We start from the raw sequence: 15,012 nt of genomic DNA on the forward strand, positions 1-15,012 counted from the left end.
CTCTTTTTCCAATTGACGCTCCGAACGAATACCGTAAAAATATCCAATAAACATCATTTTAAATAAAACGATAGGATGGATTGACCGACGTCCATTGTTTTCACAGTAATAAGGGCGTAATTTCTCTTCAATAAAATCAAAACTAATTGTCGCTTCAATCGCACGAAGGAAATGATCTTGTGGAACCAACTCTTCTACAGAAACAGATACACGTTCATCACGATGATTTTTTAAAGCACCCATCATAAAAACTCTCTCCTTTTCCTCTTTTTTATCAGTGTTGACACATAAAAAGAGGTTCAGACACAAAAACAGGCTGTGGAGAAGACTTTCTCCACAGCCTGAAAAATAAAAAAAGAGCCCATCGGCTCTTTTTTTATTTTCCTTCATTCTTTTCTAGCACGTATAAATCTTCTTCCATATTCGTTAATTTCTCACTTACAAGCTTTCTTGCATCTCCAATTGCTTGATTATATGCAAACGGTCCAACTAATTTAATCATTTCTTCTATTAAACGCTCTGCTTGGAAACGTCCAATTTCATCTAAATCTTCTTCCATAAAAAATTGCTGAATTTGTGCTACAAGTTCTTCTTTTTTATCATTTGGTATTTTTATATTCATCATCGTTGTTACTCCTCTATATTTAAGATAGTATCTTCCTTAACTCTACCATAGAAAAACGATTACCAGGACAGCTTTTTGTAACTCCTTCTAACTCTCTATGACCGAGTATATTTTCTTTCTTTATAGCAAATTGCTTCATAAACAGTTTACATAAAGAATATAATGCATTCACTTGTGCAGGAGTTGGATCGTATTTATCGAAATTTCCCGTCATACATATTCCAATTGTATGGCGGTTATGGTCTTTCGCGTGCGCTCCAATATGTAAACCTCGTCCTTCCACTACAGTTCCATCCTTTTCGATAAAATAGTTGTAACCAATTCCGCTCCACCCCCTTACAGTTTGATGAAATTCATGCGTTTTATACACGTCCCATCCATCTTCAGCTGTATGGTGAATAATCAGTTTGTTTACTTTTTCTAAAGAAACTAATTCATCTTGAAATGTTAGATTGACACGTTTAATTTCCATTTGAACTGCCTCCTCTTAAAAATCAATCATAATAATCGTTTTATCATCTGGCCTTATTCTCTTTTCCGCTTCTAGCTCTTCAATAATTGCTATATATTCGTTTATACTATTCTTTCTTATATATGCAACAGTTTGTTCTAATGACCAATCTGGGTGAAATAACCCGTCTGAACAAATAAAAATCCCACTCACTTCATCTGTATGTAATTCACCATGTTGTAAATAATGTATCGCTTCTTTCATTCCATTTGCAACTGAATAACCATTTGGCATATTTGCAAGATAACGATTGTATTTTAACTGTTCTCGAACATCTTGAAAAACATATTCTTCTGGTACAGATAACCCTTTTTTACGATCTTCTTCCCTCTTCTTTTTTGCTCTTTTACTAATTCCTTCAACTGTGTCTTTCGTTAATACTTGCATCGTTCCATTTTGAAAAGTTGCGACAATCATACAGTCCCCAAGCTGCGCATATTCAATTTTCTCACCAACTATTTGGACTGCCGCGATACATGTGCACCACAAATGCTCTTTTTTTCTCGTGTCTACTTCATATTCTAACATTTTGCTTTGCAATGCTTCATTTGCTTTGGCAACTGCAAATTGTAAACTATGATTCTCTCGTAATGCAGTAAAATAACTTGCAAATAAATGCGAAGCGATGTATGCTCCATTATGTCCCTTTTCATCACGAAACGGGACAAGTGGTGTTGCACCATCACATACACCATAAATCTTTTTTTCTTTATTACAAAAATAAGAATCCTCACATTCTTGCTTCAACGGGCTTTTCTGTTGATATGTTTTTATCTTCACAACTGTATCCCCTTTCAAATGATAAAATACTCAAATTCTTTTGATTAATCTAATTTACCTAAATAAACTGTTTTTACCCAAAACTTTCAATATCATATATAATCTTGAAATAATATGAATTTTTCAGTGAAGGACGGGAAAGAAATGGTCAGATTCCTTGGTGTTATTATCGGTTCTATTATTATTGCGGTTGCCTTTAATCTTTTCCTTATCCCCCACAAAATTTTAAGTAGTGGAATTGGCGGAATTGCTATTATTTTAGGGATTGTAACCCCTGTAAACACAGGCATTATTAACTTTGTATTAAACTTACCTATCCTTATTTTAGGGTACATAGGTCTTGGAAAAAAAGTAATTTTTAACACAGTTGTCTCTGTAGTTGTATTATCTGTTGCATTATACTACGTTCCAGTAAAAGTCGTAGCAACAGACCCATTGTTATCTTCTATCTTCGGAGGTGTCATCGCCGGAGCTGGTATTGGTCTTGTTTTTAACTGTAATGGATCCACTGGTGGATTTGATATTATCGGTATGCTTTTATCCCGCAAGCGAGACATTAAACTTGGCGGATTCCTTATTATTTTAAATGCAGTCGTTGTAATAATCGCAGGATTCTTCTTCACCTGGGATGTTGCACTTACAAGCTTACTTTCAATTTATGTAACTGGTAAAGTAATTGATGCTGTTCATACAAAACATCGTAAAGTTACACTTATGATTGTAACAAATGAAGCAGAAAAAATGAAAAAACAACTTCTTTCAACTGTTGTACGTGGAATAACGTTACTTGATGGCGAAGGTGCTTATTCAAGCGAGAAAAAGCGTGTACTTATGACCGTCGTTTCTCGTGAAGAATTAGCAAGTATGAAACTAACAATTTCTGAAATCGACCCGAATGCTTTCGTTAATATTACAGAAACTGTAGAAGTGTTAGGACTTTTCAGAAGAAGTTAAAGACTAGGTGGGAATCCACCTAGTCTTTATTTTGCATAAATTCAATTCGGTTTCCAAATGGATCTGACACGTAAAATCGAATTACATCTGGCCGTGCATAATCATCAATCACTTTAACACCTTGCTCTATAAGTGTTTGCTTAAATTCATTAATTTCATTCACATAAAAAGCTGGATGAGCCTTTTTAGCCGGTGTAAAATTCCGCTCGACACCAATATGGATTTCTTGATTTCCGCATTTAAACCAACATCCACCTCGTTTTTTCAACTCTTCTGGCTTTGGAATTTCTTCCATACCAATCGTATTCCCATAAAAATCACGCGCCTCTTCTTCACACCCTACAGGTGCAGCTACTTGCACGTGATCAATCCCTTGAATATAATTTTTCATTTTCTCTCCCCCTCCTCTACCCTAATGTTATACGGAAAACAGCCGTCTGTAACTTACAAAAGGTTTATAAAACAATATAAGCTCCCCTTATTACCATCCTGCATTCACCTTGCAAAAAATAAAAAAAACAAAATTTATTCTATAACTTCTATTTTTTATAGAAATACACATTACATCTATATTATAGTTATGAATAGACAAATCTTTTTAGATGCTATTTGTACGGAGGAACTATTATGAGTCGTAAAAAATATTCACCAACTCAAAAAAAACGTCATCCGAACATTTCTAGACGTTTGCGAAACCATATACAAGATCGTTCATTAACAGAAATGTACGCATCTCTGTTCGAACACAATCCTGATAGTATTATTTCATTAAATTTAGAAGGAGTTATTCTACATATAAATCCTTCTGCCGAAAGAATATTAGGTTACACTTCTTTAGAATTAGAACAGAAAAATATTACCTCTATTTTAGAAGCCCATATTTCTGAGCAAGTATTACAAAATATAAAGAATACTGAAGCGGATAATCAACAAGAGTATATCTTATCTATTTATCATAAAAATGGATTCTTATTAGATGTTGTGACAAAACTAGTTCCTATTTTTGCTCAAAATCGTCTTACTGGCGTATATGCTATTATGAAGCCGCTTGAAAAATCAGAAAGAATTGAGAATATGCTAAAAGAAAGTGAGAAGAGATTACGTACATTAGTAAACTCCATGCCTGCGTTTGTTATATTTAAAGATCATGAAGGGCGCTGGCTTGAGGCAAATGATTACGCACTTTCTTGCTTCAATTTCCATCATGTACCTTACCACGGGAAAAAAGATAGCGAACTCATTCAATATAATGAAGCATACCGAGAAGCTTTTTTACATTGTGAAGAAATCGATGAACTAGCATGGCAACAAAGACAAATTCTTCATGGCGAGGAATTTATTATACATAGAGATGATTTCGATCTAATCTTAAGTATATCAAAAGTTCCGCTTTATCATCCTGATGGTTCTCGCAAAGGTCTTATCGTGATGGGGAGAGATGTTACTGAGCTAAAAGAAACTGAAAAGTTACTACGAAAATCAGAGAAGCTCGCAGTAGTCGGACAACTGACAGCTGGAATTGCCCATGAAATTCGAAATCCACTCACTTCTCTAAAAGGTTTTCTAACGTTGCTCCTCCCTGAAATAAGTGAGGAGCAGAAATGGTATATCGATGTTATGTTAAGTGAGATTTCACAAATGGAATCCATCACGAGTCAATTTATGGCGATGTCTAAGCCACAAGTATTATCTATCCAAACTTGTAACATACAAACTTTAATTGAAGAGGTAGTTACATTTATTTTACCGACTGCAATTATGCATAGCGTTCATATCATCATGGATCATTTTGATTACGTATATGATATTCAATGTGACGGTAACCAATTAAAACAAGTGTTTATAAACATATTAAAAAATGCGATAGAAGCAATGCCAAATGGCGGAAATATTTTCATCCAAACAAAACCATTAGAGGATAATTTCATCTTAATACGAATTATCGATGAAGGTTGCGGCATTCCTGAAGATCGTATCTCCCGTCTAGGCGAACCTTTTTATAGTTTAAAAGAAAAAGGCACAGGACTAGGATTAATGATGTGTTACAAAATAATTGAAGAACATCATGGTAGATTACACATTTCAAGCGAATTAAATAAAGGTACGATTGTTGATATTGAGCTACCACTTTCTTCATCTCATCTCGCAATCCAGTCTTAAATAAAAAAGAAGCATCTACTAACCGTTAGCAGATGCTTCTTTTTTTAAAATGCTTTGTCATACCACTCTTTTGCTTTTTCTACTTCACCCATCGTTAATTGATGCCCTCGATTTTCCCAATGCATTGTTACATTCGCATTTGCATTTTCTAATAGTACCTTCAATTCCTCTGACTCTGCTGATGAACAAATTAGGTCATTTGTCCCAGCAGCAATAAACACAGATTTCCCTGCTAAATTTGCTAATTGCATTCCTCTTCTAGGTACCATTGGGTGATGAAGCACAGCACCTTTTAATGCATTTTCGTAATGGAATAATAAGCTTGCTGCGATATTTGCCCCATTCGAATAACCGATAGCTACAATGTTATTTCTATCGAATTTATATTCTTTAGCCGCTTCATCTAAAAATTCATTTAATTCCTTCGTACGGAAAATTAAATCCTCTTCATCAAAAATGCCCTCTGCTAATCGGCGGAAGAAACGCGGCATCCCATTCTCTAACACATTTCCCCTAACGCTTAATACCGACGCTTCCGGATCAATTATTTCTGCAAGTGGTAGTAAATCTAATTCATTACCACCTGTGCCATGAAGTAATAACAACACTGGTTTTGACGTATCTTTTCCTTTTTGAAAAACATGTTTCATCATAATCCTGTTCCCCCTTTAATCACTTTAATCTAAATTTCTCACTTCAAATGGTAAAAGCGTTTGTTCAATCTGTTTTCTATGTTGTTCATATTGTTCCGGTAACTTTAATTCCTCACCCATCGTCTCTAACGATTCATCATGAGCGAAACCAGGAGGATCTGTTGCAATTTCAAATAAGATTTCACCATGTTCTCTAAAATAAATCGCGTTAAAATAATTTCGATCTTGTACAGGAGTTACGTGATATCCAAAACGCGACACATGCTCTTTCCAGTCTAGCTGATCAGCATCGTCAATCGCTCTCCAAGCTATATGATGAACTGTACCAACGCCCATTTGGCCACGACCGATTGTTGATAATTTCAAATCAATAATATTTCCAATATCAGCAGAAGAACGGAATCGAACAAATTCACCCTCTTCTCCAATTTTCTCAAGACCCATAATATGTTCTAACAATTCAGCTGTTTTTTGAGGCTGTGCAGATAAAAGAACAGCACCTCCAAACCCTTTAATTGCTACTTCTGGTGTAACTTCTCCAAAACTCCAATTATTTAATTCGCCTGCTTCTCTTTCAACTAATTCTATATGCAAACCATGCGGATCATCAAATTCTAAATACTCCTCTCCAAAACGAGTCATTTTCGTATACGAAACATCGAATTTTTCTAATCTATTTTCCCAAAACTCCATTGCACCCTTTGGTACAACGTAAGACGTAATTCCTACTTGACCATCCCCAATAATACCTTGACGAGCACCTGCCCATGGGAAAAACGTAATAATTGTTCCAGGTTTTCCTCCTTCATTTCCAAAATAAAGGTGGTACGTACCTGGATCATCAAAATTCACTGTTTGTTTCACTAAACGTAACCCTAATACACCAGCATAAAAGTCTACATTTTCTTGTGGATGCCCTACAATCGCTGTAATGTGATGGATTCCCATTGTTTTCTTTTCCATTTCTTCCACTCCTTTTTTATTTCATTATAAAAATTCTTTTACATTTAAATTCATTATTCATTTTGTCCATGCTACAAAGTAAAATCCGTCATTATAATTTTATCTCGAATTCGAGATATCGATTATAAAAATACACATTAACTTCCAGCTTGTCAATTCATCTCAAATTCGAGATAGTTTTTAAAAAATATTTACTCCATTTAAAATCTTTATTCAAAGTACAAATTAACTTGAACTCAAATTTATTATAAGTTACTTACTTTTAGTTGTCAATAAGTTCCTTATTTTCATTTTAAATAAAAAGAGAGTAAACGCCAGTTTCGTTTACTCTCTTCGCTAATCATTTCGTTTCTTCTTCCAATATTGCTTCCATCTCATTAAATTCACGATGAACTGCCTTAACGGGTTCTTTCGTTAATAAACTTACAACGATAACAGTTAATAAACTACAGAAAAATCCAGGTACCATTTCATACATAATTGCTTTTAAACTTGGAATTTTTACCCATGCTATAACAACTACTGCACCAACAATCATACCTGCAAGAACGCCCCATTTATTCGTTCTTTTCCAATATAAACTTAATAAAATGGCTGGTCCGAACGCTGAACCAAATCCAGCCCAAGCATAACCTACAAGTGTTAAAATTGTATCACTTGGATGATACGCTAAAACAACTGCGATCATAGCTACTACTAATACTGACAATCTACCGATAAATACAAGTTCTTTGTCACTTGCATTACGACGGAAAAATGTTTTATAGAAGTCTTCCGTTACTGCACTTGAAATAACAAGTAATTGTGAGGAAATACTACTCATAATCGAAGCCAAAATAGCTGATAATAAAAATCCTGTAATGTACGGATGGAATAAAATATTGGAGAATGTTACAAAGACCATTTCTGGGTCTTGTAATGTCGCATTATTTTTAGCATAATAAGCGATACCAATTAGACCAGTAAGCATTGCACCTATAATTGAAATCGTCATCCAACCGATACCGATTCTACGAGAAGTCTTTAAATCTTTAATAGAGGTAATTGCCATAAAACGGACAATAATATGCGGTTGACCAAAATACCCAAGTCCCCATGCTAAAAATGAAATAATGCCAAGTATTGTGGTCCCTTTAAACATATCTAAATGCGATGCATCGACTTGTTTAATCGTATTAAATGTTTCTGTTACACCACCGACATCCGTAAAAGCAACAATTGGCACTAGTACAAGCGCAATAAACATAATACAACCTTGTACAAAGTCCGTCCAGCTTACGGCTAGAAAGCCACCGAATAGTGTATACGCAACAACGACACCCACTGTTACAAATAAACCAATTTTATAATCTAGGTTGAAAGAATTTTCAAACAAACGTCCACCTGAAACTAAACCAGCCGACGCATAGAATGTGAAAAATACTAAAATGACGATAGCGGAGACAAAACGAAGTATTTTCGTACGATCTTTAAACCGATTCTCTAAAAAGTCTGGAATCGTAATTGAATCATTTGCCACTTCTGTATACGTTCGTAAACGTGGGGCAATGATTAAATAGTTTGCATAAGCACCTATTAATAAACCTATCGCAATCCATACACTTGATAATCCTGTTGCATACATCGCACCAGGTAATCCCATTAGCATCCAACCACTCATGTCAGAAGCACCAGCTGATAAAGCTGTAACTGCTGGACCGAGTCCCCTTCCACCTAACATATAATCTGATAAATCGGATGTCTTCTTATAAGACCAATATCCGATATACAACATACCTGCCATATAAATAGCAAGCGAAACCATAATTTCAATCTTCACCAAATCTCTCCCTTATTCCATAAGCCATTCAAAATTTCGAAAAATGACTTTTTCTATTTTCTTGTTTTCGCTTATGGTTCCCTACCTTAACAAACATTTTTTGTTCTTTCAAGTGAACGAGCACTTTTCATTACATGTGAAAACCTTTATAAACGCCTTTATCCCAGTGGATTACAATGATTTTTCAAGAAATTAGAGTAATAATATTCAGAAAATAAAAAGCCATACAAATGTATGACTTTTAACTCTATTTAAGCATAGCTCATCTTCTATTTACTAGTAGGAAACAATTCCGAAAGAGGAACTACTCTCCCCACCTCGTCTTTAAACACAATATGCTCTCTAGTTAAATGGCGCGGGCTCTTCACTCCCGCTGCCGCTGCTAATGAAAATAAACTATATCTCATACTAATAATATAATTCATGACTCGCCACTTCTTCTCATACGGATCTAACGCTTTTTGATAATGCGGATTCGTCGTGGCTACACCAGATGGACATTGGCCAGAATTACATTGAAGGGCCATAATACAGCCGCTTGCCATCATAAATCCGCGGGCTGAACTTACAGCATCCGCTCCAATCGCTAAAGCAATCGCCACTTTATCTGGTGTGATTAATTTACCCGATGCAAATACTTTAAACTTGTTACGGACACCATAATAATTTGCTGTATCGATAAATGTAAGTAATGCTGGAATAAGCGGCAGTCCCATACAATCTGCCATCGATTTATACGTTGCCCCTGATCCGCCTTCTGAACCGTCTATTGTAATAAAATCTGGGTAAATATTTAGTTCTTTCATTGTTTTTATTAAATCTTCCAAAGGCTCCTGCTGACCAATTACAATTTTCATTCCAACTGGTTTACCGCCGCTTTCTTGCAGCTGTTGAATAAAACAAAGTGTATCCACTGCATTCTTTAAAAATGAAAATCGATTCGGTGAATTAATCGTCTCTCCCTTTCGGACGTTGCGAACAAAAGCAATTTTCTCATTTACTTTTTGTCCCTCTAGATGACCACCACGTATTTTAGCACCTTGCCCAAATTTCAATTCGAATGCTCTAATATTACTTTCTTTCGCTTTCTCCATGAATTTTCCCATTGAAAAATTACCGTCCTCATCACGGTACCCAAATAACCCTGGACCAATTTGCGCAACGATATTCGCTCCTGTATGTAAATGTTCTGGAATAACGCCACCTTCACCAGTATTAATCCACGATCCGCCTGCCATTTTCGCTCCAAAACCACTCGCTAAAATATAATTTTCTCCAATCGCGCCGTAAGAAGTCGCAGATGCTCCAAACATGCCATGTAGTTTCCACGGATATTTACGGTTTTCACCGACTATAATTGCATCATCTTCTTCGTACAGCCAAAGATTCGTTGTATCCGCTGTCAATTTTTCTCTTCTTGAAAATAACCCTTCTTTATGAATCATGTACTTTTTACCTTCCCGCTCTTGCGAAAGATTCACACTTAATTCCTCAGTTAATATCGGAAATAATGTATTAGCAATATAATAGCCAGAAGCTTCAAAATCTCGTTTTGATCCAAAACCAAGTATTTCAGAGCGATATTTCGCTAAAAACATAACACTTTGAAAATCATAACGTGAGAAAGGCTTTCCATCCGTATCATGATCAAACCAATATTGTCGAAATTCAGGCCCTATCTTTTCCAGTAAGTAGCGCATTCTTCCTAAGTACGGATGTAACTTTAAAATAGAATGATGTGTTCGTTTTTTTATAAAAAATGTAATGATAAAAAAGATGATTAAAAGCAACATTAAAAATAGTAATATACTAATAATAACGAGTAGCGTTTCACTCATCCCGCTTCCCCCTATGAAATCCCATAATAAAAGGAGAACACTCGGTGTGCTCTCCTTTTATCTTTATTCATACTAACGTAGCAAGATGCTCTTTCGCGTCATATTCAACTAAACTTTCAGCATGTTTAATTCGATGAACAAAGTCTGGATTAGCAATTAACGGTCTGCCGAATGCCACTACATCAATTGTTCCTTCTTGCAACGCTTCTTCGGCCTCTTTCGGATTTAAATTACCAACCCCAACAATCGTACCATCCCAATATTTTCTTACTAGTTGATGAAAATTCTTTCCGTCAGCAATCTCTTGCGTATAATTCATCGTTGAGGGATGGATCATCGTTAATCCAACTTCTTTGAACATATTTACGAACGTTTCAATTGCAAGCTCAGGGTTTTCCCACATATAAGTAGGATTATCGCCTTTGAAAGCAGAGAAGCGAAGAAGTGTTTTATTAGCTCCAACAGCTTCTATTACAGCCGCCGTTACTTCTTTCATAAACGTTAACCTTTGTTTTAAATTACCGCCATATTTATCTGTTCTCTTATTCGCAAACTCATACGTAAATTGATCGATTAAATATCCGTGTGCACCGTGAATTTCTACTCCATCAAATCCAGCTTCGATCGCATTTTTCGCAGCTTGTGCGTATTGACCGATCACTTCTTGTATTTCTTCTAACGTCATTGCTTCTGGCGTATCAAACGGTTTACGAAAGCGTGGAACATTTCCCTCTGCAGCGATAGCCGACGGTGCTTGTGGCATTTGACCACCAATTATTTCATGATGACTCATACGCCCAACATGCCATATTTGAGCAATAATCGTCCCGCCTTCTTTATGTACTGCCTCTGTAACAGGTTTCCAAGAATCGATTTGTTCTTGTGTATAAATACCTGGTACTCCTGGGTTCCCTTTTGCTCTCGGACTAATGACAATTCCTTCTGTAATAATTAGTCCAATTCCATCCGCAGCACGTTTTCTGTAGTACTCCACTACATCAGCACCAACTACTCCAGTTTCATTATCTGCAAAGCATCTTGTCATCGGTGCCATCGCTATACGATTACGAAGAGACCAAGCTCCAATTTGAATTGGATCAAACAACTTTGTTTCTTCAACGTTTTCAAAAGATCCACCAGCGTTTACATTTGTTCCTTCATAAATACTCGCTGCTTTATTACTTGAACTTGTCATTTTTCTTCCCCCTAAAAAATCTTACTATAATCGCATCATACTTACTTTTAGATAGTAACGTCAATTTTTACGACTTTACAATAAAAAATTCGAATATCAAAAAAATAAAATACTATAAATAATATTAAAAAGGTTTCCTTAGAAGGAAACCTTTTTTGTTGACCATATATGTCTGTCAATTCGTTTATCTCTTTAATATAAAAAATACCTTATCAATAGAAGTGAATATGGTTCAGTATTCTTCTAAAAATAATACCTTATATACCTAAAACAATGAAAGCCCTACCTCTCTTTCATCCTTACGGCTCCTCGTCCGTGCCAGTGTGAATCAGGATTGCAAAAATCAAGTAACTATTTTATCGAAGTATTCAATTAAACTTCGAACATTCATAAATGAAATTAAAAAATAAAAATGGATTTGATTGTAATAATAACAATAGAGGTAATGCTCTAAAAGTGGTTTGAAAGAGTTGAATGTCTTTGAAATGATAAATTTTCTATAATTATGTTCCCAAAAAATTCAAGATCTTTTTTGGGATATAATACATTATTTGTAATGAACCTTAACAAAAGCTTTTTATCTGATTTTCTGTGATACCTTCAATTAATCCCAGTTCACTAATCAAAAATTCATATGCGTTATCTAACATCTTCTTTTCGCTTGCATTAAGTGCTTTTTCTTTCTGTATACGCATTAAATCGCGCACAACTTCAGCACCTTCTTGCATTTTACCCGTCTTTATTTTATCAGTGTTCAATTTATACCTTTGTTTCCACGTAAGTAATCTATCTGATTCCCCATGTTGAAAAATATCCATTATGTGTGCTAATGCGGTTATATCCGTCACTGGTCGTATATTCGAATTCAATATTCTCCCTGCTGGAATCATTAGTTCCATATTACTAGCCGACATTTTTATAACATAATACTGTTGTTTTTCTCCTGAGACTTCCTTCTCTTCTATGGCTTTAATTATACCTGCTCCCTGCATTGGATAAACAATGTTATCGCCAATTTGAAACAAATAATCCACCTCCATATATGGTAACCTTCTCAAGCTTAACACACTTTTAGTTTTTTAGCAAAATTTTTATTTTATCATAAAATCATTTTACGCGTCAATACTTCAAAAGCAAGAAATTAAATTTACATAACACACTATAAAAACCCGCAATTTTATTAACGGTTGCACCCACATTCATTCTCTTTTAACATAAAAACACATTACTACATTTGAGTAGTAATGTGTTTTTGATAAGGCATAGATAAAGATCTACTTTTCCGTCTATATACTAACCTGCTTACTAACTATTTCCCTCGCTAAAAGAAAACTCATAATCACTTGCGCTGCTACTCTACTCGTCATATCCCTGAAATCAAGAGTTGGATCAATCTCTACTATATCCATCCCTTGAACGAGCGGTTCTTTACCAAGGAATTCAATCGCATCTAGTAAAGTCGTACTATCCATTCCACCTGGCCCAATTGCTGGACAACCTGGTGCAAACGCTTGGTCTAGTACATCCATATCAAGAGAAATATAAATAGAAGTCACACCTTGTTTTCTTAACACTTCAATACTTTCCGTGATAATATCTTTTATTTCTCGCTCTCGTACGTCTTTCATTGTATACACTGTTACGCCATGCTCTATTGCATATTCATGGTAGGTACGTGCGTTAGAAAAATTACGAATTCCAATTTGAACAAGTTGTTTCCCTGTAATGACATCATTTTCTAGTAAACTACGGAATGGTGTACCATTTGACGGGCCTCCATCATCTAAATTACGTAAATCATGATGAGCATCAAATTGAATAATCCCGACCTTTCCTTTACTGTTTGCAAAGCCTGTTATACTCGGAAAACTAATCGAGTGGTCACCACCAAGAACGATTGGTATCATGTTCGGATTTACTTTCGTTACATGACCAACTGTTTTCGCAATTCGGTTATGACTTTCTTTTATATCCGTCACATGCATCGTAATATCGCCGCAATCATATAAGACACTTTCTTTCATATCGTGTTCTTCTGTAATTGCATATGTGCTGTATGCATCTAACATCGCACGAATTGTTTTTGGAGCAAAACTTGCTCCTGAATGACTAATAGATGGTTTAGAAAGGGGTGCTCCAATTAAAGCAGCACCGAATATTTCTACGCCTTCCTCCCAATCTTTAATCATCTCACTCCATTTTGTCACTTCACGATCAATAAACTTTGCATTTTTCTTTAAATAGTGGCCGTGCTCCACGATTGTTCACCTCTTGTATATGCAATATTACCATTCTTCCATACTGTATTCACATGACTTACGCCGTAATGATACGGTACGTAAGCATAATTGTAAGCATCCCATAAAACTAAATCTGCCTTACGACCAACTCTAATTTTCCCAGCTACATCACCACGGTTAATGGCATATGATGAGTTAACCGTTACAGCATTCCAAACTTCTTCTGGTGTCATTTTCAGTTTTAGCATCGCAATGCTCATAATAAGCTGAATATTTTCAGTTGGACAGCTACCTGGGTTAAAGTCTGTAGCTAACGCAACTGCAACACCTTCATCAATCATTTTACGACCGCGAGCAAAACTTTCTTTATTTAAATAGAAAGTTGTTCCTGGTAATAAAGTGGCTACTGTATTAGAGTTTGCAAGCATTTCAATTCCTTTATCAGAAGCGCCAACTAAATGGTCTGCTGATGCTGCACCGATTTCTGCCGCTGCTTCCGCACCACCAAGAGGGTCGATTTCATCTGCATGAATTTTCACATCAAAGCCAAGCTCTTTCGCTTTTAATAAAAACTCTTTTGACTCTTCGACAGAGAACACACCTGTTTCACAGAAAATATCAACGAATTCCGCTAATTGCTTCTCTTTCATTTCTGGTAGTAGGTCTAACATCCATTGTAAAAATTCTTTCGATCTACCTTTATATTCTTTCGGAACTGCATGAGCACCTAAAAATGTGGAAACTAAATCGATCGGATGCTCTTTTTGTAATTGTGCAGTTGCCTCTAATTGTTTCCATTCCGTCTCATCATCTAATCCGTAACCACTCTTCGCTTCTACAGTTGTAACTCCGAAAGATAACATACGGTCTAAATGGAATTTCGCTTTTTGAACAAGTTCTTCTTTCGATGCTTGTTTCGTTGCATTTACAGTCGAAAGAATGCCTCCGCCTTGTTCTAAAATTTCTAAGTACGGAACTCCTTGTAATTTTAGTGCGATTTCATTTTCACGAGATCCACCAAATACAAGATGAGTATGCGGGTCAACAAGACCAGGAGAAACCATTTTCCCGCCGCAATCAATAACTTCTTTCGCTTGTAATCCTTTCGCTTCTTCCGCTGTTCCAACGAAAGTAATTACATCGTTTTCAATTCCAACCGCACCGTTTTCGATAACAGGAAGCGTGTTCATCGCTTCCCGTCTTAACAAGCCATCTTCTTGATCCATTGTTAGTAATTGACCAATATTTATTAGTAAAGTGTCCAGCATGTTTTC

Annotated in this window: 15 protein-coding genes; 2 read left to right on the forward strand and 13 right to left on the reverse strand. The window is 35.7% G+C overall.

Annotation, left to right across the window (positions count from 1 at the left end):
- The 4 genes from BUA87_RS27075 to BUA87_RS27090 all read right to left on the reverse strand — a co-directional run.
- A partial coding sequence (locus BUA87_RS27075) for a transposase (RefSeq protein ID WP_142953287.1) occupies nt 1–246 on the reverse strand: 246 nt, incomplete at its 3' end.
- A gap of 130 nt (nt 247–376) precedes the next feature.
- Entirely contained in the window at nt 377–625 is a 249-nt protein-coding gene (locus BUA87_RS27080; protein WP_000981066.1) for a DUF2164 domain-containing protein, read from the reverse strand.
- Between the two features lie 19 nt (nt 626–644).
- Nucleotides 645–1,097 carry a peptidoglycan recognition protein family protein gene (locus BUA87_RS27085; RefSeq protein WP_000404003.1) on the reverse strand — a complete coding sequence of 151 codons (453 nt, stop codon included), beginning with the start codon at nt 1,095–1,097 and terminating at the stop codon, nt 645–647.
- 15 nt (nt 1,098–1,112) lie between these two features.
- Nucleotides 1,113–1,934 carry a protein phosphatase 2C domain-containing protein gene (locus BUA87_RS27090; RefSeq protein WP_002041632.1) on the reverse strand — a complete coding sequence of 274 codons (822 nt, stop codon included), beginning with the start codon at nt 1,932–1,934 and terminating at the stop codon, nt 1,113–1,115.
- Between the two features lie 126 nt (nt 1,935–2,060).
- Between BUA87_RS27090 and BUA87_RS27095 the strand changes: the two genes are divergently transcribed.
- Complete coding sequence (locus BUA87_RS27095) at nt 2,061–2,870, forward strand: YitT family protein (RefSeq protein ID WP_000251344.1); 810 nt, start codon at nt 2,061–2,063, stop codon at nt 2,868–2,870.
- Between the two features lie 19 nt (nt 2,871–2,889).
- On the opposite strand, the gene BUA87_RS27100 is transcribed toward BUA87_RS27095, so the two are convergent.
- Nucleotides 2,890–3,261 (reverse strand): VOC family protein, encoded by a 372-nt coding sequence (locus BUA87_RS27100; protein ID WP_000800772.1) that lies wholly within the window; start codon nt 3,259–3,261, stop codon nt 2,890–2,892.
- Nucleotides 3,262–3,497: 236 nt separating this feature from the next.
- On the opposite strand from BUA87_RS27100, the gene BUA87_RS27110 reads away from it, so the two are divergent.
- Nucleotides 3,498–5,030: a BA3702 family sensor histidine kinase gene (locus BUA87_RS27110; protein WP_061660270.1), complete on the forward strand. Its 1,533-nt coding sequence runs from the start codon at nt 3,498–3,500 to the stop codon at nt 5,028–5,030.
- A 44-nt stretch (nt 5,031–5,074) separates the two neighbouring features.
- On the opposite strand, the gene BUA87_RS27115 is transcribed toward BUA87_RS27110, so the two are convergent.
- The 8 genes from BUA87_RS27115 to hutI form a co-directional block, all read right to left on the reverse strand.
- A complete protein-coding gene (locus BUA87_RS27115; protein ID WP_071714691.1) occupies nt 5,075–5,683 on the reverse strand; it encodes an alpha/beta hydrolase in 609 nt (202 codons plus the stop codon).
- 24 nt (nt 5,684–5,707) lie between these two features.
- Nucleotides 5,708–6,646: a ring-cleaving dioxygenase gene (locus tag BUA87_RS27120; protein WP_000412726.1), complete on the reverse strand. Its 939-nt coding sequence runs from the start codon at nt 6,644–6,646 to the stop codon at nt 5,708–5,710.
- Between the two features lie 340 nt (nt 6,647–6,986).
- Nucleotides 6,987–8,465 (reverse strand): sodium/proline symporter PutP, encoded by a 1,479-nt coding sequence (gene putP, locus BUA87_RS27125; RefSeq protein ID WP_000687592.1) that lies wholly within the window; start codon nt 8,463–8,465, stop codon nt 6,987–6,989.
- A 269-nt stretch (nt 8,466–8,734) separates the two neighbouring features.
- Nucleotides 8,735–10,303: an FMN-binding glutamate synthase family protein gene (locus BUA87_RS27130; protein ID WP_071714693.1), complete on the reverse strand. Its 1,569-nt coding sequence runs from the start codon at nt 10,301–10,303 to the stop codon at nt 8,735–8,737.
- Between the two features lie 67 nt (nt 10,304–10,370).
- Nucleotides 10,371–11,498: an alkene reductase gene (locus BUA87_RS27135; protein WP_000204598.1), complete on the reverse strand. Its 1,128-nt coding sequence runs from the start codon at nt 11,496–11,498 to the stop codon at nt 10,371–10,373.
- Nucleotides 11,499–12,061: 563 nt separating this feature from the next.
- Nucleotides 12,062–12,523, reverse strand: a complete 462-nt coding sequence (locus BUA87_RS27140) for a CarD family transcriptional regulator (RefSeq protein WP_014482101.1) — start codon at nt 12,521–12,523, stop codon at nt 12,062–12,064.
- A 261-nt stretch (nt 12,524–12,784) separates the two neighbouring features.
- Entirely contained in the window at nt 12,785–13,756 is a 972-nt protein-coding gene (gene hutG / locus BUA87_RS27145; RefSeq protein ID WP_016512447.1) for a formimidoylglutamase, read from the reverse strand.
- Entirely contained in the window at nt 13,735–15,006 is a 1,272-nt protein-coding gene (gene hutI, locus BUA87_RS27150; protein WP_071714694.1) for an imidazolonepropionase, read from the reverse strand. The genes hutG and hutI overlap by 22 nt, the downstream gene beginning before the upstream one ends.
- Nucleotides 15,007–15,012 lie beyond the last annotated feature (6 nt).

Origin of the sequence: Bacillus sp. bc15 (genome assembly GCF_900142585.1) — a bacterium.
GTDB lineage: Bacteria > Bacillota > Bacilli > Bacillales > Bacillaceae_G > Bacillus_A > Bacillus_A cereus.